Annotated in this window: 17 protein-coding genes; 4 read left to right on the forward strand and 13 right to left on the reverse strand. The window is 61.5% G+C overall.

The window, feature by feature from the left end; genetic code table 11:
• Positions 1-26 precede the first annotated feature (26 nt).
• From ACSQ8R_RS15095 to ACSQ8R_RS15140, 10 genes are all read right to left on the reverse strand, one after another.
• Complete coding sequence (locus ACSQ8R_RS15095) at positions 27-1,508, reverse strand: mannitol dehydrogenase family protein (protein ID WP_436254121.1); 1,482 nt, start codon at positions 1,506-1,508, stop codon at positions 27-29.
• A 22-nt stretch (positions 1,509-1,530) separates the two neighbouring features.
• Complete coding sequence (locus tag ACSQ8R_RS15100) at positions 1,531-2,535, reverse strand: ABC transporter ATP-binding protein (RefSeq protein ID WP_436254122.1); 1,005 nt, start codon at positions 2,533-2,535, stop codon at positions 1,531-1,533.
• Positions 2,536-2,546: 11 nt separating this feature from the next.
• Positions 2,547-3,371 carry a carbohydrate ABC transporter permease gene (locus ACSQ8R_RS15105; RefSeq protein WP_436254123.1) on the reverse strand — a complete coding sequence of 275 codons (825 nt, stop codon included), beginning with the start codon at positions 3,369-3,371 and terminating at the stop codon, positions 2,547-2,549.
• Between the two features lie 9 nt (positions 3,372-3,380).
• Complete coding sequence (locus ACSQ8R_RS15110) at positions 3,381-4,253, reverse strand: carbohydrate ABC transporter permease (RefSeq protein ID WP_436254124.1); 873 nt, start codon at positions 4,251-4,253, stop codon at positions 3,381-3,383.
• A 241-nt stretch (positions 4,254-4,494) separates the two neighbouring features.
• Complete coding sequence (locus tag ACSQ8R_RS15115; RefSeq protein WP_436254125.1) at positions 4,495-5,817, reverse strand: ABC transporter substrate-binding protein; 1,323 nt, start codon at positions 5,815-5,817, stop codon at positions 4,495-4,497.
• Positions 5,818-5,963: 146 nt separating this feature from the next.
• Positions 5,964-6,917 (reverse strand): sugar-binding transcriptional regulator, encoded by a 954-nt coding sequence (locus ACSQ8R_RS15120; protein ID WP_436254126.1) that lies wholly within the window; start codon positions 6,915-6,917, stop codon positions 5,964-5,966.
• Between the two features lie 128 nt (positions 6,918-7,045).
• Positions 7,046-7,615, reverse strand: coding sequence for a Fic/DOC family protein (locus ACSQ8R_RS15125; RefSeq protein ID WP_436254127.1), 570 nt, complete (start codon positions 7,613-7,615; stop codon positions 7,046-7,048).
• Entirely contained in the window at positions 7,612-7,806 is a 195-nt protein-coding gene (locus tag ACSQ8R_RS15130; RefSeq protein WP_436254128.1) for a hypothetical protein, read from the reverse strand. Before ACSQ8R_RS15130 ends, ACSQ8R_RS15125 begins: the two co-directional genes overlap by 4 nt.
• 116 nt (positions 7,807-7,922) lie before the next feature.
• Positions 7,923-9,770 (reverse strand): ABC transporter ATP-binding protein, encoded by a 1,848-nt coding sequence (locus ACSQ8R_RS15135; protein WP_436254129.1) that lies wholly within the window; start codon positions 9,768-9,770, stop codon positions 7,923-7,925.
• A gap of 16 nt (positions 9,771-9,786) precedes the next feature.
• Positions 9,787-10,950 carry a M20 aminoacylase family protein gene (locus tag ACSQ8R_RS15140; protein WP_436254130.1) on the reverse strand — a complete coding sequence of 388 codons (1,164 nt, stop codon included), beginning with the start codon at positions 10,948-10,950 and terminating at the stop codon, positions 9,787-9,789.
• A gap of 325 nt (positions 10,951-11,275) precedes the next feature.
• Here ACSQ8R_RS15140 and ACSQ8R_RS15145 point away from each other — a divergent pair, with 325 nt between their 5' ends.
• From ACSQ8R_RS15145 to ACSQ8R_RS15160, 4 genes are all read left to right on the forward strand, one after another.
• On the forward strand, positions 11,276-12,985 hold the full coding sequence (locus ACSQ8R_RS15145) for a peptide ABC transporter substrate-binding protein (RefSeq protein ID WP_436254131.1): 1,710 nt from the start codon (positions 11,276-11,278) through the stop codon (positions 12,983-12,985).
• Between the two features lie 77 nt (positions 12,986-13,062).
• A complete protein-coding gene (locus ACSQ8R_RS15150) occupies positions 13,063-14,073 on the forward strand; it encodes an ABC transporter permease (RefSeq protein WP_436254132.1) in 1,011 nt (336 codons plus the stop codon).
• Entirely contained in the window at positions 14,066-14,992 is a 927-nt protein-coding gene (locus tag ACSQ8R_RS15155; protein WP_436254133.1) for an ABC transporter permease, read from the forward strand. Before ACSQ8R_RS15150 ends, ACSQ8R_RS15155 begins: the two co-directional genes overlap by 8 nt.
• A gap of 128 nt (positions 14,993-15,120) precedes the next feature.
• Positions 15,121-15,318, forward strand: coding sequence for a CsbD family protein (locus ACSQ8R_RS15160; RefSeq protein WP_436254134.1), 198 nt, complete (start codon positions 15,121-15,123; stop codon positions 15,316-15,318).
• A 274-nt stretch (positions 15,319-15,592) separates the two neighbouring features.
• Here ACSQ8R_RS15160 and ACSQ8R_RS15165 read toward each other — a convergent pair whose 3' ends face one another.
• The 3 genes from ACSQ8R_RS15165 to ACSQ8R_RS15175 all read right to left on the reverse strand — a co-directional run bounded on the left by ACSQ8R_RS15165 (position 15,593) and on the right by ACSQ8R_RS15175 (position 17,738).
• The gene (locus ACSQ8R_RS15165; RefSeq protein ID WP_436254135.1) at positions 15,593-16,534 is read right to left on the reverse strand and encodes a sensor histidine kinase; all 942 of its coding nucleotides are present in this window, start codon (positions 16,532-16,534) and stop codon (positions 15,593-15,595) included.
• Between the two features lie 163 nt (positions 16,535-16,697).
• On the reverse strand, positions 16,698-16,862 hold the full coding sequence (locus tag ACSQ8R_RS15170) for a DUF1328 domain-containing protein (protein ID WP_436254136.1): 165 nt from the start codon (positions 16,860-16,862) through the stop codon (positions 16,698-16,700).
• 81 nt (positions 16,863-16,943) lie between these two features.
• Entirely contained in the window at positions 16,944-17,738 is a 795-nt protein-coding gene (locus ACSQ8R_RS15175) for a response regulator (RefSeq protein ID WP_436254137.1), read from the reverse strand.
• Between the last annotated feature and the right edge of the window lie 87 nt (positions 17,739-17,825).

The following is a 17,825-nucleotide window of genomic DNA, read 5'->3' on the forward strand; positions in this document are numbered from 1 at the left end:
GATGCTCACCCTCTGTTGGCCACCTGCTATTTGGCGAGCTTGCCGCCGAGATAAAGCTCGAGCGTCCTTGCCGTCCCCTCGGCCCAGAGCGTCTTCAGCGCATGCGCGAAGCGGGTGCGGAACAGCTCGGATTTCGCAACGTCTCCAAAAATGTCGCCAAGCGCAAGGAAAGCATCCGGATTATCCTTGGCTTTCAGCGCCGCGGCGTTCAGGCGGTCGGCGCTCGCGTCGTTGAAGACGATCTCCTTGCCGCTGTCGGACGTACCCGCGAAATAGCGGCACCACAGCGCCGAGACCAGCGACAGACCGATAATGTCCTGCCCCTTGGCGAGCCGGTCGGCAGTCGAGGGCAGGATGAATTTCGGCTGGCGGTTGGAGCCGTCCTGCGCCAGCCGCGGGATCGTGTCGCCGATCTTCGGGTTGGAGAACCGCCGCTCGATCAGCTTGTAATAATCGATGAGATTGGTGTTCGGCACCGGCGGGATGACCGGAATGATCTCGTCCTTTTCCAGTTTTTCCAGAAAGCCCCGGATCAGCTTGTGCTCCATCGCCTCGTGCACAAAATGAATGTCGAGAAGCGCGGCCGGATAGGCGATGGCCGCATGGCCGCCGTTGAGGATGCGGATCTTCATCAGCTCGTAGGGCGCCACATCGGCCACGAACTGGACGCCGACCTCTTCCAGCCGCGGACGGCCGGCGGGGAACTTGTCCTCCATCACCCACTGCTTGAATTCCTCGCAGAACACCGGCCAGTTGTCGTCGATGCCGAAATCTTGTCTGAGGATGTCGATCTCGCGTTGGCCGGTGGCGGGCGTGATCCGATCGACCATCGAGTTGGGGAACGCGACGTTCTGGTGGATCCAGTGGGCGAACTCGGGGTCGGAAAGCTTGGCGAGCCCGATGACGGCGTTCTCGGTGACTTCGCCGTTTCCGGGAATGTTATCGCAGGACATGATGGTGAAGGGGGTGATCCCCCTCGCCTTGCGCTCCTTGAGGCCGGCGAGGATGAGGCCGAAGACGGTCTTGGGGTTCGCCGGATTGCGGCCGTCCTCGGCGATTGCCGGATGGGCCGGGTTGAAGGCGCCCGAGGCATCGATGAAATAGCCGCCCTCGGTGATCGTCATCGAGACGATGCGGATGTTCGGGTCGGCGAGCGTCTCGATCAGGGTCGCGACATCGCCGGGAGCGATGATGTCGATCATCGGCGCTGTGATGCGGGCGGCGGTCCTGTTGTTGTCCTGCTCGACGACGGTGGTCAGAAAATCCTGGGCCTTCAATTTGTCGCGCATGGCCCCGTCGGACGGCATCACCCCGGCGCCGATGATCGCCCAGTCATGCGCCCTGCCGGTGTTGAACAGGTCGTCGAGATAGATCGCCTGATGGGCGCGGTGGAAATTGCCGACGCCGAAATGCAGGATGCCGGCGGTCAGGCCCTTGGGATCATAGGCCGGCACGGCGGCGGTGGCCGCAGCGTCATTCAAGCTCGCCAGCGAAAGCTTCACAGTCATTGTCTCTACTCCAGTCTTGCGCTCAGGCGCGAAGGGCGATGCCCTTGTCGTCGAACCGATGCAGCTTGGCTTCGTCGGGCGTGAGGTAAACCCGGTCGCCGTATTGGGCGCCGAACTCGCCGCCTGCACGGGCGGTGACCTGGCCGATGCCATCGACATCGAGATGCAGGAACGTATCGGCACCGAGATGTTCGGCGACCTTCACCGTGCCGGTCCACAAGCCGCTGTCCTTCGAAAGGATCAGATGCTCCGGCCGGATACCGGCGGTCTTGGCGCTCTTCGATTGCGCATAGGCGCCGGTGACGAAGTTCATGTGCGGTGAGCCGATGAAGCCGGCGACGAACAGGTTGCGCGGCGTCTTGTAGAGTTCGAGCGGCGAACCGACCTGCTCGATGTTGCCGCGGTTGAGGACGACGATCTTGTCGGCCATGGTCATCGCCTCGACCTGGTCATGTGTGACGTAGACCATCGTCGTCTTCAACTGATGGTGCAGGTCGCTGATCTCCAGCCGCATCGTGCCGCGCAGTGCGGCGTCGAGGTTGGAGAGCGGCTCGTCGAACAGGAAAGCCGAGGGTTCGCGCACGATGGCGCGGCCGATCGCGACACGCTGGCGCTGGCCGCCGGAAAGCTGCGAGGGGCGGCGCTCCAGATAATCGGTGAGGTTCAGCACGCGGGCGGCGTCCGTCACCTTCTTGTCGATCGCCGACTGCTCCATCTTCGCCATCTTCAGCGGAAAGGCGATGTTCTTCCTGACGCTCATATGCGGATAGAGCGCGTAGGACTGGAAGACCATGGCAAGCCCGCGTGCCGCAGGTGCGGCGTCCGTGACATCCTTGCCGTCGATCAGGATATGGCCGCCGGACACGTCCTCCAGCCCAGCGATCAGCCGCAGCAGCGTGGACTTGCCGCAGCCGGACGGGCCGACGAAGACGACGAATTCGCCGTCATTGATTTCGAGATCGATCGAAGGAATGACCTTCGCCTCGCCGAACACTTTCGACACTTTTTGGAGCGTGATGCTGCCCATGTCCGTTTTCCTTACTTAACCGCGCCAAACGTGAGGCCGCGAACGAGTTGTTTCTGTGAGAACCAGCCGAGAATGAGGATCGGCGCGATGGCCATGGTCGAGGCGGCCGAGAGCTTTGCCCAGAACAGGCCTTGCGGACTGGAGAAGGAGGCGATGAAGGCCGTCAGCGGCGCCGCATTGGTGGTCGACAGCCGGATGGTCCAGAAGGACTCGTTCCAGGCGAGGATGATGTTAAGGAGCAAAGTCGAGGCGATGCCCGGCACCGCCATCGGCGTCAGCACATAGACGATCTCCTGCCACAGGCCTGCCCCGTCCATCCGCGACGCTTCCAGGATCTCGCCCGGGATTTCGCGGAAGTAGGTGTAGAGCATCCAGACCACGATCGGCAGGTTGATCAGCGTCAGCATGACGGTGAGGCCGATGCGGCTGTCGAGCAGGCCGAAATCGCGGAACAGCAGGTAGATCGGCACCAGAACCGCGACCGCCGGCATCATCTTGGTCGACAGCATCCACATCAGGATGTCCTTGGTCCGCCGGGTCGGCGAAAACGCCATGGCCCAGGCGGACGGGATGGCGATGATCAGCGCCAGGATGGTGGAGCCGACCGACAGGATCACCGAGTTCATGAACGGCTTCAGGTAGTCGCGCTGCGTTTGGACGGTGATGTAATTCTCGAACGTGCCGGACGGCCAGAGGCTGAACCCCGCAATCGCTTCCGGCTCGGTCTTGATGCTGGTGATCAGCGTATAGAGGATCGGGAAGAAGATGATCAGCGCGACGATCCAGGCGGCGGCGGTGGCGGTGACCTTGTGTCTTGTGGTGACGGAACGGGCCATGATCTTCTCCTACCGGTCCAGGTTCTTGCCGACGGCGCGCATCAGGAAGAAGGCGACGATATTGGCGAGCACGACTGCGATGATGCCGCCCGCCGAGGCGCCGCCGACGTCGTAGCCGAGAAGCGCCGTGCGGTAGATCAGGAAGGCGAGGTTGGTGGAAGCGTAACCGGGGCCGCCATTGGTGGTGACCAGGATTTCCGCATAGACGCCGAGCAGGAAGATCGTCTGGATGAGGATGACGACCGTGATCGAACGCGCCAGATGCGGCAGCACCAGGTAGACGAACCGGTTGAGGAAATTGGCGCCGTCCATCTCCGCCGCTTCCTTCTGCTCGCCGTCCAGCGACTGCAGCGCGGTCAGCAGGATGAGCGTCGCGAACGGCAGCCATTGCCAGGCGACGATGACGACGATCGAAAACAGCGGATAACGCGCGAACCAGTCGACCGGCTGCAGCCCGAAAAACTTGTTGATGTCCGCCAGCACCCCGTAGCCCGGATGCATGATCATGTTCTTCCAGATCAGCGCCGCGACCGGCGGCATCACGAAGAACGGCGAGATGACCAGGATGCGCACGATCCCCTGCCCGAAGATCGGCTGGTCGAGCAGCAGCGCGATGGCGATGCCGCCGATGACGGTGATCAGCAGCACCCCGCCGACGATGACCAGCGTGTTCCAGATCGACTGGAAGAAGGCGGGGTCGGTATAGAAGAACTGATAGTTGAACAGACCCGTGAAGCTGACATTGGACGGATCGAGCAGATTGTAGTTCTGGAACGAGAACCACAGCGTCATCGCCAGTGGCACGATCATCCAGACCAGAAGAAGCAGAACGGAGGGCGCCATCATCAGGCGCGCCAACGTCTTGGTGTTTTGCGTTGCCATATCGACGCCCTCCCTGTTGTCCGCCTTGATGCGGCTCTTACGCTTTTGGATATGCCATGAGACCGCGGAACCGTAGGCCCCTCACCCCGCCTCCGCTTTGCTCGGCGCACCCTCTCCCCGCAAGCGGGGCGAGGGGAACCGTTACCGGAGCGGCATGTCCCTTCTCCCCGTCAAAACGGGGAGAAGGTGCCGGCAGGCGGATGAGGGGCACTCACCATCTACCGGCGCAACCTCGGGAGGCTTACTTCGGATAACCGGCGCGCTTCATATCGCGCGAGGTCGCGGTCTGGGCCTGGGCAAGCGCGTCGGCGACCGTGGACTGGCCGGCGACGACCGCCGAGAACAGCTGGCCGACATTGGTGCCGATCGCCTGGAATTCAGGGATCGCCACGAACTGGCCGCCGGTGTAGGGCACCGGCTTGACGGTCGGCTTGGTGATGTCGGCGGCGTTCATCGCGGCAAGCGTCGGAACCGCGAAGGCGGCGGCCTTCTTGTATTCCTCGTTGTTATAGAGCGAGGTGCGGGTGCCCGGAGGAACGTTGGCCCAGCCTTCCTTGGAAGCGACGAGCTGGGTATATTCCTTGCTGGTTGCCCAGGAGATGAATTTCTGCGCCGAGTCCGCCTTCTTGGAGGAGTTCGGAACAGCCAGGTTCCAGGACCACAGCCAGTTGCCATGGTTCTTCATCTCGCCCTTCACCGGGAAGAGCGCGTAACCCACCTTGTCGGCAACCTTGGAATCCTTCGGGTTGGAGACGAAGGACGCAGCAACCGTGGCGTCCATCCACATGCCGCACTTGCCCTGCTGGAACAGCGTCAGGTTTTCGTTGAAGCCGTTCGAGGAGGCGCCGGCCGGACCGGCATCCTTCATCAGGTCGACATAGAACTGCAGGGCGGCCTTCCATTCCGGCTGGTCGAACTGCGGGTTCCACTTCTCGTCGAACCAGCGGCCGCCAAACGAGTTGGTGAGCGCGGTGATGAAGGCCATGTTCTCGCCCCAGCCGGCCTTGCCGCGCAGGCAGATGCCGTTGACGTCAGCCTTGCGGTCGGTGATCTTGCGAGCCGCATCGCCGATGAATTCCCAGGTCGGGTTTTCCGGCATCTTCAGGCCGGCCTTCTCGAACAGGTCCTTGCGATACATGATCATCGCCGACTCGCCGTAGAACGGTGCGGCATAGAGCTTGCCGTTGACCGTCAGGCCGCCCTTGATCGCCGGCAGGATGTCGTTGGTGTCGTATTTGTCGCCGAGCTTGTTGAGCTCGAGCAGCCAGCCCTGCTTGGCCCAGATCGGCACTTCGTAATTGCCGATCGTCAGGATGTCGTACTGGCCGCCCTTGGTGGCGATGTCGGTGGTGACACGCTCGCGCAGCACGTTTTCTTCGAGCGTCACCCAGTTGATCTGGATATCCGGGTTCGCCTTGGTGAACTCGGAGGTCAGGCCCTGCATGCGGACCATGTCGCCGTTGTTGACCGTCGCGATGGTGAGAGTTTCAGCCGAAGCCGCGGTGGAAAGGCCGGCAAGCGCCAGCGCCGAGCAGGCGCCCAGCAAAATCGTCTTCAATGTCATATCTTCCTCCCAGAAGATGAGTAACGAGCATTCGCTTTGCTCATGAGCAATTACCCACTTATTGGCACTGAAAGTCAATCACCAATCGTCGCTGCAATGCAGCGCAGACAGATCATGCTATTGATTTGGCTACGGATAATTTTTGCTCAGAGCGAGAGCAATTGCTCTGCAGTCGCCTCATCCGTGATCACGCCGTTGATGATTCTGCCCTTGAGCGCGGCGGAAATGGCCTGGAGTTTCTTCCGCCCCTGAGCGATCCCGATGACCGCGGAGGTCTCCCGTGAGGGGATGGGTACACTGGCGACACGGTCGTTGATGGAATTGGCGAGAAGCCGCCCCTGGTTGTCATAGACCCAGCCGCAGATCTCGCCGGCCGCGCCTTCCCGGACGAGTTTTTGCATTTCCTCCTCGCCGAGGAAGCCGTCCACGCAGAGCGGCCCGTCGGGCCCAAGCTCGCCGATACCGACAAAGGTGACGTCCGCCTGCGCGCCGAGCCTGAGGGTCGAGCGCACCAGCGCCTGGTCGTGCAACGTTTCGCGCTCTTCCGCCGAGGAACAGAGGACAGGGAGCGGCATCGGAAAATGCCGCGCCTTGATGGCGTCCGCCATCGAGAAGATGACGTTGTAGAAGGCGGCCGATCCGTCCGGCCCGATATTGCCGGTCAGCGACACGATACGGTGCTGCGGACATTCCATCGGCGGTAGCTGGTCGACGGCGGCCTTCAGCGTCCGGCCCGTGCCGACAGCAATCACGATCGGGTCCGGCCGCTTCAGCCAGCGCTCGATCTCGGCTGCTCCCGCCTCGGCGATCCCGACGGTGCTCGATACGCCGGCGGGATCGCTCGGCACCACTTCGACATGCTTGAGATCGTATTTCTTGCGCAGGCCCTCGGCGAGTTCCAGGCAGGCGGCGATCGGATGGTCGAGCCGCACCTTGATCAGCCGTTCGGCGACCGCGAGCGACACCAGCCGCTGCGCCGACTGCCGCGAAATGCTCATGGCCGCGGCGATCTCGTCCTGGGTGCGCCCGGCGACGTAATAGAGCCAGCCGGCCCGCGCCGCATCGTCCAGCCGCCCCTGCGTATCAGATCGTTTTGCCATGGCAGAAATTCTCCTCCGCCTGTTGCTGCCATGGTTTCGGATAGCCTGTCAAACGGTTGGAACGGCGGGCAGGAGTGATGCGAGCTTTGTGATATAAACCGGAGGGAACCTCGTGACGGCCACTCCCTTCACGTCAGACGCAATGCATCGTTTATCACCTGCTCCATGACATCGTACCGGGCACGATGTGCCTCCTTCGAGGCCTCCAGCCACCCGGCCGCGTCGATCTTCGTCAAGTCGAGCGGATGGCCGGCCTGTTCCGAAAGCTGCTTCAAATATTGCAGCTGGGTGCGGCCGTTTCCTTCGCGAAAGGGATGGACGTAGTTCACGTCCCCGATGATCCGGGCAGCCTCGGCCGCAAATACCGGTCGCTCCAGACCTCGCAGAAGGTTGGATTTAACGATGCGGCGGTGAACATCCGCCATTCCGGTTTCGATATATTGCCGGAACTGGAATTGGCTCTCGCCCTTGGAAATCTCGACGGTCCGCACCTGCCCCGCCCATTCGAAGATATCCTGGAACAGGTGGCGATGGATCGCCTTCAAGTGTTTAAGGTCGAAGGCGCCTTGCGGGATATCTTCGCGCGCCCGCATCGTCACGATTTCGCGCTCATAATAATCAAGCTTGTTGGCCTCGGTTAAACCGAGCTTGTTTCTCAGAACGCCAGTGCCTGGATAGACGTAAGGATCGTCGGTCATTCCGCCGTTTGCTGTGCGGCAGCGGCGCGGGCTCGCTCAAGAATATAAGCCCTCTGGCGTTCCGGCGACCATCCTTCGCGGTCGAACATTTCAAACATCGCCAACTGTTCCGCATCGAGAGGATTACCCTCGATCGCCTGAAGATGCGCCGCCTCAAGGGTGCGCTGCCGGATCGTGTCCTTGTGGCTCATGAAAGACCGTTTCCTCGATGCCAGGATTGGCAAATCGCCCGGATTGCAGGCACATCAAAGATACCAGAAATCCGGGCGACCAGCAAATTCAGCGATTGATCGACAGGCGGAAAGCCTTACGCCACCTGCACCACATGCCCCGCGGAAACCTCGCGGTATTCCCGCTTCGGCGGCACATAGTTGACCGGGCGGATCGGGCTCTTGATCTCGTCGGTCGACATGTTGCGCTTGATCCGGCGGCGCGACGGATCCGGGATCGGCACGGCCGACATCAGCTTCCTCGTATAGGGATGCTGCGGGTTTTCGAAGACCGCGGCGCGTGGGCCGATCTCGACGATTTCGCCAAGATACATCACCGCCACCCGGTGGCTGACGCGTTCCACCACCGCCATGTCATGGCTGATGAACAGGAAGGCGAGGTTCAGGCTCTGCTGCAGGTCGAGGAGAAGATTGCAGACCTGCGCCTTGATCGACACGTCGAGCGCCGAGACCGCTTCGTCGGCGACGATGATCTTGGGGTCGAGCATCAGGGCACGGGCGATGGCGACGCGCTGGCGCTGGCCGCCGGAAAATTCGTGCGGGAAACGCTTCATCATGTCGGCCGAAAGACCGACTTTTTCCATCAGGCTGGCGGCCTTGTCGCGGGCCTGTTGCTTGGTGCCGAGGCTGTGCTCGACATAGGGTTCCATGACCGCGGAACCGACGCTCATGCGCGGGTTCAGTGAGGCGAACGGGTCCTGGAAGACCATCTGGATCGACCGGCGCATCTGGCGCAGCGTCGGCTGGTCGAGCTTCATCACCTCGTAGCCGTCGAGGGTGACCTCGCCGCTTGTCGGCGTGATCAGGCGCGTCACGGAGCGGCCGGTGGTCGACTTGCCGCAGCCCGATTCGCCAACGAGCGACAGCGTCTCGCCGGCGAACAGATCGAAGGAGACCTTCTCGACCGCGTGCACCGCGCCGGATTTGCGCCCGAACAGGCCGGAATGGATGTCGAACCGGGTGGTCAGGTCCTTGACGTCCAATATCGGCGTCTTGCCCTTGGCGACCGTATCGGTGACGTCGGCAAGCGGCATCTGCTCGCCGGTCTTGATATCGACGATCGGAAAGCGAAGCGGCAGCCTGCGCTCGCCCATCGAACCAAGCCGCGGGACGGCGGAAAGCAGTGCGCGTGTATAGGGGTGCTTGCCGCGGTGAAAGATATCGCCGGTCTCGCCGGTCTCGACCGCATCGCCGCGATACATGACGATGGTGCGGTCGGCGACTTCGGCGACGACGCCCATGTCGTGGGTGATGAAGAGGACCGACATGCCCTCCTCTTCCTGCAGGAGCTTGATGAGATCGAGGATCTGGCCCTGGATCGTCACGTCGAGCGCCGTGGTCGGTTCGTCGGCGATCAGCAGTTTCGGCTTGGAGGCGAGCGCCATGGCGATCATCACGCGCTGGCGCATGCCGCCGGAAAACTGGTGCGGATATTCGTCGAACCGCGACGAGGCGTTCGGAATGCGCACCTTTTCGAGCAGGCGGATCACTTCCGCCCTCGCATCGGCCTTGCTGATGTCGGTATGGACCGTCAGCGCCTCGGCGATCTGCTTGCCGATCGGGAAAATCGGGTTGAGCGAGGTCATCGGCTCCTGGAAGATCATCGAGATGTCGTTGCCGCGCACGCGGCGCATCTGCTCTTCCGGCAGCGACAGCAGTTCGCGGCCGTTGAGGAAGACCTGACCCTCGATCCTGCTCGAGTTCTTCGGCAGAAGCCGCATGATCGACAGCGAGGTGACGCTCTTGCCCGAGCCCGACTCACCGACGATCGCCACCGTCTCGCGCGGCGCCACGTCGAACGAGATGTTGCGCACAACCGTGCGCCATTCGTCGTTCACGCGAAACGAGGTGGAAAGATTGCGGACTGACAGGACGGGGGTCACCGAACCGCCGCCCTGTTCCATGGAAGTGCCGGAAAGCAGCATGGAAATCTCCTTCGGATCAGGCGGCGAGCGCGGTTTCGGCAAGCGTCACCCAGTAGCTGACGCCAAAGGGAATTGCCTCGTCGTTGAAATCGTAGGCGGCGTTGTGAAGGCTCGCGGTATCGCCATTGCCGATGAAGATGAAGGCGCCGGGGCGCTTCTCCAGCATGTAGGAAAAATCTTCCGCGCCCATATGCGGCGCCATGCCGGTCTGGACCGCCTTGGGACCGGCGACCTTGGCGGCAATTTCCACCGCGAAATCTGTCTCGTTATCGTGGTTGAAGGTGACCGGATAACCGCGGCGGTACATGACATCGGCCGTCGCGCCATGGGCGATCGCGGTCGATTGCGCCACTTCGCTCAGGCGCTTCTCGGCGAAATCGCGGGTTTCCGGCAAAAGCGTACGCACCGTTCCCGTCATCTTCACATAGGCCGGGATGACGTTGCTCGCCTCGCCGCCATGGATCGAGGCGACGGTGACGACGAGCGACTTCAGGGGGTCGGTCTCGCGAGACACGATAGACTGCAGCGCCAGCACGATATGCGAGGAAACCAGGATCGGGTCGATCGAATTGTGCGGCTGGGCGGCATGGCTGCCGCGGCCGTGGATGGTGATCTCGAACGTGTCGGCGGCGGCCATGATACCGCCTTTACGGGTGGCGAAACTGCCGACCGGAAGCCGCGGCTCGTTGTGCATGCCGTAGACTTCCTTGATCCCGAATTTCTCCATCATGCCGTCGTTGATCATCGCCAGCGCGCCGGCGCCGCCCTCTTCCGCCGGCTGGAAGATGACCGCGACCGAACCCTTGAAATTGCGGGTCTCTGCAAGGTATTGGGCCGCCCCGAGCAGCATCGCGGTGTGGCCGTCATGGCCGCAGGAATGCGCCTTGCCGGGGGTCTTGGAGGCCCATGGCTTGCCGGAGGTTTCGAGGATCGGCAGCGCGTCCATGTCGGCGCGGAAACCGATGACCGGCCCGTCGCCTTGGCTGCCCTTGATGATGCCGACGACGCCGGTCCTGCCGATGCCGGTCTCGACGACGTCGCAACCGAATGCCTTCAGCTTCTCGGCGACGAATTTCGAGGTCTCGTGAACGTCGTAGAGCAGCTCCGGATTCTCATGCAGATGGCGCCTCCACTCGGCGACCTGATCCTGCATTTCGGCAACTCGATTGATCACTGGCATTACGCAGACCTCATTGTTTTTTTGCTGTTTCCCACTCTGGTCGGAGCGGATATTGCGACGCGAAGGCACGATTTTGCAAGCTTCAATTTTCCGGCTTGAACGCAAAATAGGCCTATGCTTAGATGGCTCAAAATTTGATCATGCTCGCCAAAAGCGGCAGCATGCAATTTCTTCTTAAGGTAGTTTCGGAGGAGGAACAGACAAGAAATACGCTGCGAAGTCAATAAGTTGAGGAAGGCGACTTCGCAGTCCCAAGGCAGAAAAAGCCGGCTTGACCGGCATGCCCAACCACAACTCATAAGAGAACGATAAGGGGAATAGCAGCATGAAAAACCTCAAACTTCTTCTGGCCGGCACCGTTGCCGCCCTCGCCTTCGCCGGCTCTGCCGCGCATGCCGAACGGGGCACGGACGGGGACCTGAAGATCCTCTTCTGGCAGGCGGTTTCGACGATGAACCCCTACCTTTCCGGCGGCACCAAGGAAGTCTACGCTTCCTCGATGGTCATCGAGCCGCTTGCGCGCTACGACGAGAAGGGCGCACTGGTGCCGACGCTGGTCTCCGAGATCCCGACCATCGAGAACGGCGGCGTCGCCAAGGATCTGCTCAGCATGACCTGGAAGATCAAGCCGGGCGTCAAATGGTCGGACGGCACGCCTTTCACCGCCGACGACGTCATCTTCACCTGGAAATACTGCATCGCGCCGGATGGCGGCTGCGCTCAGGCCGCCCAGTATGAAGGTGTCAAGAGTGTCGAGGCCCCGGATCCGCAGACGGTCAAGATCACCTTCAACGAGCCGAAGCCTTATCCCTACAGCGCCTTTGTCGGCGCCCAGTCGCCGGTCATCCAGAAGAAGCAGTTCGAAAACTGCGTCGGCGCCAAGGCTCCGGGCTGCACCTCGGCCAATTTCGGCCCGATCGGCACCGGCCCATTCGTGGTCAAGGAATTCAAGCCGAACGACGTCATCACACTGACCGCCAACACCAACTACCGCGATGCGGCCAAGCCCGCATTCGCGTCCGTCACCCTGAAGGGCGGCGGTGATGCAGCGTCTGCCGCGCGGGCCGTTCTCGAAACTGGCGAATACGACTATGCCTGGAACATGCAGGTGGAGCCGGAAATCCTCGCCAAGATGGTCGCCGCCGGCAAGGGCAAGCTGGTGACGTCCTTCGGCACCCAGGTCGAGCGTATCAACCTCAACCACTACAATGCCGATCCGTCGCTCGGCGCAAAGCGTTCCACCAAGGAAGCCGGCCCGCATCCGTCGCTCTCCGACCCGGCGGTCCGCCGCGCACTGTCGCTCGCCATCGACCGCAGCATCATCGTCGAAGCCGGTTACGGCGCCGCCGGCAAGGCGACCTGCAACATCGTGCCCGCCCCGGCCGCCGTCGCTTCCACCAAGAACGACAGCTGGTGCCTGAAGCAGGACATCCCGGCCGCCAACAAGCTGCTCGACGATGCCGGCTGGAAGAAGGGGCCGGATGGCATCCGCGCCAAGAACGGCGTCAAGCTGTCCTACCTCTACGCAACCTCCACCAACTCGGTTCGCCAGGCGACCCAGGAACTGGTGAAGGACATGTGGTCGCAGATCGGCGTCGGTGCCGAACTGCGTAACGCCAGCGCCTCGGTCTTCTTCGGCGGCGATCCCGCAAGCCCCGATACTTTCCAGAAATTCTATGCCGACGTCGAAATGTACACCAACAACTTCGACGGCACCGATCCGGAAAAGTATCTGGCAGAATGGCTGTGCGACAAGGTTCCAGGCCCGGCGAACGGCTGGCAGGGACAGAACATCCCGCGCTACTGCAACCCGGCCTATGACAAGCTGGTCGGCGAGCTTTCGAAGACCGCCGAACTCGACAAGCGCTCGGCGCTCGCCAAGCAGCTCAACGACATGCTGACCGAGGAAGGCGCGCATATCCCGCTCGTCCACCGCGGCAGCGTCTCCTCGCACTCTCTGAAGCTCGCCGGCGTGAAGATGAACGCCTGGGACAGCGAGCTGTGGAACGTCGCCGACTGGTCGCGCACGAAGTGATGCCGATCGCCGGGCCTGCCCTTGTGGCAGGCCCGGCGCCCGCATTTTCTTCTCCGTGCTAGTCTGGAGACTTATTGATGTTCACATACACCTTGCGGCGATTGCTTTTTGCAATCCCGACGCTGCTGATTATCAGCTTCGTCATTTTCGCGCTGCTCGATCTTGCGCCCAACGATCCGACCGGCGACCTGCCGTTGACGATCCCGCCGGAGGTCCGCGAACAGATCCGCGCGTCGCTTGGCCTCGATCAGCCATTCTTCTTCCGCTACCTGTACTGGCTGCAGCAGTTCTTCATCAACGAACCGCTCAACATCATCGAACGCTTGACCGGTTGGCAGTTCGGCGACGGGAACCGCATGCGGGTGCTTTCCTGGGCGACCAGAAGCCCGGTCGTCGACCTGATTGTCCAGCGCTTGCCCCAGACGCTGTGGGTCGTCGGTCTCGCCTATCTGTTCGGCGTGCTGATCGCCGTTCCGATCGGCGTCATCTCCGCCTACAAGCAATATTCGATCTTCGACCAGATCGGCACCTTCCTGTCGATGGTCGGTTACTCGGTGCCGACCTTCTTCACCGGCGTTCTGCTGGTCGTCATCTTCTCCTCCTATCTGCAGTGGTTCCCGTCGGTCTATGACACCAATCTCGTCGTCAACGACTTCTCGAGCCTCCTTCAGCAGATCAAGCAGATGGCGCTGCCGGTGACGGTCCTGTCGCTCTTCAACGCGTCGCAGATCACCCGCTTCGTGCGCGCCTCGATGCTGGACAACCTGCATCAGGACTACGTGCGTACGGCGCGCGCCAAGGGCGTCAAGGAAAAATCGGTTCTGCTCATCCACGTGCTGCGCAACAGCCTTATCCCGGTCGTCACCGTGATCGCGCTGGGCGTCCCGACGATCTTCTCGGGCGCCATCATCACCGAGCAGATCTTTCGCGTGAACGGGCTCGGCCAGTTGCTGATCATCGCGGTCCAGGGGGCGGATATCCCGCTCGTCCAGACCCTGACCTTCATCTTCGCGGTGTTGATCGTGCTCTTCAACCTCATCGCCGACGTGCTTTACGGCATTCTTGACCCGAGGATCCGTTATGACTGATGCGACGCTCACAACCACGCCACCCGCCAAGGCGGCAACCCCCACCCGATCCGCCTTCGCCGACATGTGGCGCCAGTTCCGTGCCCATAGGGGCGGGGTGGCTGGGCTCATCGTCTTCACGTTCATCGTGCTGGCGGTGTTTGTCGGCCCCTATATCCACCGCGTCGCGCCGAACGCCATCAACATCCGCGACAAGAACCAATGGCCGTCCTGGGCTCACCCGTTCGGAACCGACAACCTCGGCAAGGACATGCTGGCCCAGGTGCTGGCAGGCGGCCGGATTTCGCTTGCCGTCGGCATCACGGCGATGCTGCTGGCGCTTTTCCTTGGAACCCTGGTGGGCGTCGTCTCCGGCTATATCCGGAAACTGGACGGCCCCTTGATGCGCATCACCGACCTGTTCCTGGCCTTGCCGCTGCTGCCGCTGCTGCTCGTCATCCTGATGCTGTTCCGCGATACGTTGCGGGCAGCGTTCGGACCGGAAACCGGCATCTTCATCCTGATCGTCTTCGTGATCGGGATCACCAGCTGGATGCACACCGCCCGCATCGTGCGCGGCGACGTGCTGGCCGTCAAAAGCCAGGAATTCATCCTGGCGGCGAAATCGAGCGGCATGCGGGAATATCGCATCATCCTCAGGCACATCCTGCCGAACGTGCTGAGCTCGATCATGGTTTCCGCGACATTGGGGATCGCCTCGGCGATCATCACGGAATCGGCGCTGAGTTTCCTCGGCCTCGGCTTTCCCTCGGATTTCCCGACCTGGGGACGGCTGTTGTTCGACGGCGCCAACTTCCTCCAGCTGACGCCCTCGCGCGTGCTCTGGCCGGGCCTGGCGATCTCGCTGACCGTCCTCAGCGTCAACTACATGGGCGACGCGATCCGCGATGCGCTCGACCCGAGGGCGCTGAAACACTGACCGCGACTGACATCCTTGAGAACGGCGGCTTCGGCCGCCGTTTTTGTTGGCGGGGGCAGGAACAGGACGGCTGGAGCGTGGTTAGGCCACTGGCGGGATCGTCCGCCAGCAATCAGGAGGAACACGCAATGAACTGGAATCAGGTCGAAGGAAATTGGGAACAGTTCAAAGGCAAGGTCCAGACCCAGTGGGGCAAGCTCACCGGCGACGATCTGGATAAGATTGCCGGCAACCGCAAGCAGCTCGCGGGCAAGATCCAGGAGCGCTACGGCAAGGCCCAGGAAGACGCCGACCGGGAGGTCGACGACTGGCTTCGCAAGCACTGAATTTTTTTTTGAACGCCCCGGAACTTATCTGCGGGGCGTTCGTTATCACAGTGTTCGAAGGCGACCCCCCGTCCCCCGCCCTACAAAGCCTTCGGACATACTCTTCAATCCCCCTCGAAGAGACGAACTGGCTCGGCTCCGTCAACCGGAACCGGGCCAGCTCAGTTTTGTGGCGTGGAATATTGAGCAGAAGTGCTACTGCCGCGATCGACTGCGCTTTTCGCGGATGTTCTGTTCGCGAGACGTCATGGGCGGCATTGCTACCGATTGACTGTCAATCCCCGCCGCTTTCCAGCGGGAATACCAGCCGATAGCTGATGCGGTCGTTCGAGATGACATATTGCGCCTTGCCGTTGACGGAGGCCGGTACGACACGTTCCAGCACCGTGCTGCCGAAATGGGCCTTCAATGAGTCCTCGTTATCTTCGGAACTCCGGCTGGCATCCAGCACCTCGTCCCAGATCATCTCGAGCGAGTCATGCCCGTTGAGATGCATGCGGGTGGAGGTGACGTTGATGACCCGGCCGCTGCGCAAAAGCGAACCGTGGCTGACCGCGTTGACGATCAGCTCATGCAGCGCCAGTCCGATATGCAGCGAGGCGTTCGGCGTCAGAAGAATATTGTCACCGTGGACGCGCACCAGATGTTTGTTTTCGGGCAGGTATTTTTCCGTCTGCTGCTGCACCAGTTCGAAGAAATAAGCGCCGCGCCAGCTGGAATCGGTGATCAGGTCCTGGCTCTGCGAAAGAGAATAGAGGCGGCCCCGGAACTTGTGCAGGAACAGCTCCAGCGAGCCCGAATACCGTGCCGTCTGCAGCGCGATGCTCTGGATGATGGCAAGCAGGTTCTTGGAACGGTGGCTGACTTCCCGCAGCAGCGCGCGTAGCAGACGCTCGCGATGACGCTCCTCGGAACGGTCGATGATCGTGGTGACGAAATGCAGGCCGCCATTGGAGAATTCCACCGTCTGGACGCGGAACTCGTAGATCTGCTCGGTGCCGATAGTGATCTCGATATGGCCCTTGCGCCCGGCTTCCGTCATGCCGTCCTTGAGGGTCGCGAGCTTTGCCCCGACCTCCTCGCCGAACAGGCTGATATCGGTGGGGGTCCGGACATGCTCCACAGCCCAGATCTCCGGAAGATGGGTCACGAAGAGATAATTCAGGCCGGCGTCCTGGATCATGATGCTGGCACCGAGATCCACAAGTGCCGGCATGAAAAATTCGCGTAACTTGTCATCACTCTGACCAGCCTGCTGCCATGTCAGGGGATGCATCAAATTCCTCACTCCGTCCGCGGGCTAGCTGGGAAAACCGGGCGCCTGCTGAACGCATAGATACCCGCATTTATGAGCATGATTATCTGCCTTTTATAGGACGTCAAACGCGCCTGAACAAGCCGACGACCACCGATATCAGCAGCAATGCGAGGAACAGGAAAAACAGCAGTTGCGCGAGACCGGTTGCCGTTCCCGCAATGCCGCTGAAGCCGAGCGCACCGGTGAGGATCGCCACGAGCAGGCAGACAAGAGCATAATACAACATGGGTTTCCCTCTTCGGATGCGCCAGAACGCCCATCTGTTGTATATTGTTCCGGCCTGCCGGCCCGACCGCCGCCGATGGGATCAAGCGGCGGCCTTGACGGCTTCGTTGAAGAACAGCGCCTGGCTGATCAACGCCTTCACCATGTCCGGATTGAACGGCTTGGTGACGAGGAAGGCCGGTTCCGGCCGTTCGCCGGTCAGAAGCCGTTCCGGAAAGGCGGTGATGAATATTACCGGCACGCTCGACGACTTCAGTATTTCGTTGACCGCGTCGATGCCGGAGCTGCCGTCGGCAAGCTGGATGTCAGCGAGCACCATTTTCGGGTGCGAGGACTGGAAAAGCGAAACCGCTTCCTTGTGGGTGCGGGCGATGCCCGTGACGCGGTGGCCGAGATCCTGCACCATCTGCTCGATGTCGAGCGCGATCAGCGGTTCGTCCTCGATGATCATGATGTCGGTTGCCACCTGGCGCGAGATTTCGCGGGTGGCGTCGTCGAGCAGGCGGTTCACTTCGGCCGTGCTGACATCCAGGACTTCGGCGGCCTCCTCGATGCTGAACCCTTCGACCGAGACCAGCAAGAAGGCGTGCCTGGACTGGGAGGGCAGCATCGAGAGATTGGCTGCCGCGCGCTGCTCCCAGGCAAACGGCGATTCGATGGGGCGAATCTCAATGTTCGTGGAACCAAAAATTGTAACAAAGAGTTTATAAAGCGAGACACGGTCCTTGGACGTTTCGGGGAATATCGAAACGTCTGCGATCAAAGCTTCCAGGACCGCAGCGACATAGGCGTCTCCCGAGGTCTGTGATCCGGTGACGGCGCGAGCATACCGACGCAGATATGGAAGGTGAGACGCAACGCGTGTGGTGAGTGACATACAAAATCTCCCTCGATGCCCAGCGGGCAATTGACCTGTTATGAACGTGGGCCTTGAAAAAAAGTTCCGCAAGAGTGGAACTTTTTT

This window comes from Neorhizobium sp. LjRoot104 (genome assembly GCF_964253725.1).
In the GTDB taxonomy this organism is placed as follows: Bacteria; Pseudomonadota; Alphaproteobacteria; order Rhizobiales; family Rhizobiaceae; genus Neorhizobium.

What these genes read in the sequence shown, in the direction of transcription:
- ACSQ8R_RS15130 (WP_436254128.1), bottom strand. Translation starts at nt 7,806, where the DNA reads ATGAGCCACAAGGACACGATCCGGCAGCGCACCCTTGAGGCGGCGCAT.
- ACSQ8R_RS15110 (WP_436254124.1), bottom strand. Translation starts at nt 4,253, where the DNA reads ATGGCAACGCAAAACACCAAGACGTTGGCGCGCCTGATGATGGCGCCC.
- ACSQ8R_RS15160 (WP_436254134.1), top strand. Translation starts at nt 15,121, where the DNA reads ATGAACTGGAATCAGGTCGAAGGAAATTGGGAACAGTTCAAAGGCAAG.
- ACSQ8R_RS15165 (WP_436254135.1), bottom strand. Translation starts at nt 16,534, where the DNA reads ATGCCGGCACTTGTGGATCTCGGTGCCAGCATCATGATCCAGGACGCC.
- ACSQ8R_RS15145 (WP_436254131.1), top strand. Translation starts at nt 11,276, where the DNA reads ATGAAAAACCTCAAACTTCTTCTGGCCGGCACCGTTGCCGCCCTCGCC.
- ACSQ8R_RS15095 (WP_436254121.1), bottom strand. Translation starts at nt 1,508, where the DNA reads ATGACTGTGAAGCTTTCGCTGGCGAGCTTGAATGACGCTGCGGCCACC.
- ACSQ8R_RS15175 (WP_436254137.1), bottom strand. Translation starts at nt 17,738, where the DNA reads ATGTCACTCACCACACGCGTTGCGTCTCACCTTCCATATCTGCGTCGG.
- ACSQ8R_RS15120 (WP_436254126.1), bottom strand. Translation starts at nt 6,917, where the DNA reads ATGGCAAAACGATCTGATACGCAGGGGCGGCTGGACGATGCGGCGCGG.
- ACSQ8R_RS15170 (WP_436254136.1), bottom strand. Translation starts at nt 16,862, where the DNA reads ATGTTGTATTATGCTCTTGTCTGCCTGCTCGTGGCGATCCTCACCGGT.
- ACSQ8R_RS15155 (WP_436254133.1), top strand. Translation starts at nt 14,066, where the DNA reads ATGACTGATGCGACGCTCACAACCACGCCACCCGCCAAGGCGGCAACC.
- ACSQ8R_RS15115 (WP_436254125.1), bottom strand. Translation starts at nt 5,817, where the DNA reads ATGACATTGAAGACGATTTTGCTGGGCGCCTGCTCGGCGCTGGCGCTT.
- ACSQ8R_RS15135 (WP_436254129.1), bottom strand. Translation starts at nt 9,770, where the DNA reads ATGCTGCTTTCCGGCACTTCCATGGAACAGGGCGGCGGTTCGGTGACC.
- ACSQ8R_RS15125 (WP_436254127.1), bottom strand. Translation starts at nt 7,615, where the DNA reads ATGACCGACGATCCTTACGTCTATCCAGGCACTGGCGTTCTGAGAAAC.
- ACSQ8R_RS15100 (WP_436254122.1), bottom strand. Translation starts at nt 2,535, where the DNA reads ATGGGCAGCATCACGCTCCAAAAAGTGTCGAAAGTGTTCGGCGAGGCG.
- ACSQ8R_RS15140 (WP_436254130.1), bottom strand. Translation starts at nt 10,950, where the DNA reads ATGCCAGTGATCAATCGAGTTGCCGAAATGCAGGATCAGGTCGCCGAG.
- ACSQ8R_RS15105 (WP_436254123.1), bottom strand. Translation starts at nt 3,371, where the DNA reads ATGGCCCGTTCCGTCACCACAAGACACAAGGTCACCGCCACCGCCGCC.
- ACSQ8R_RS15150 (WP_436254132.1), top strand. Translation starts at nt 13,063, where the DNA reads ATGTTCACATACACCTTGCGGCGATTGCTTTTTGCAATCCCGACGCTG.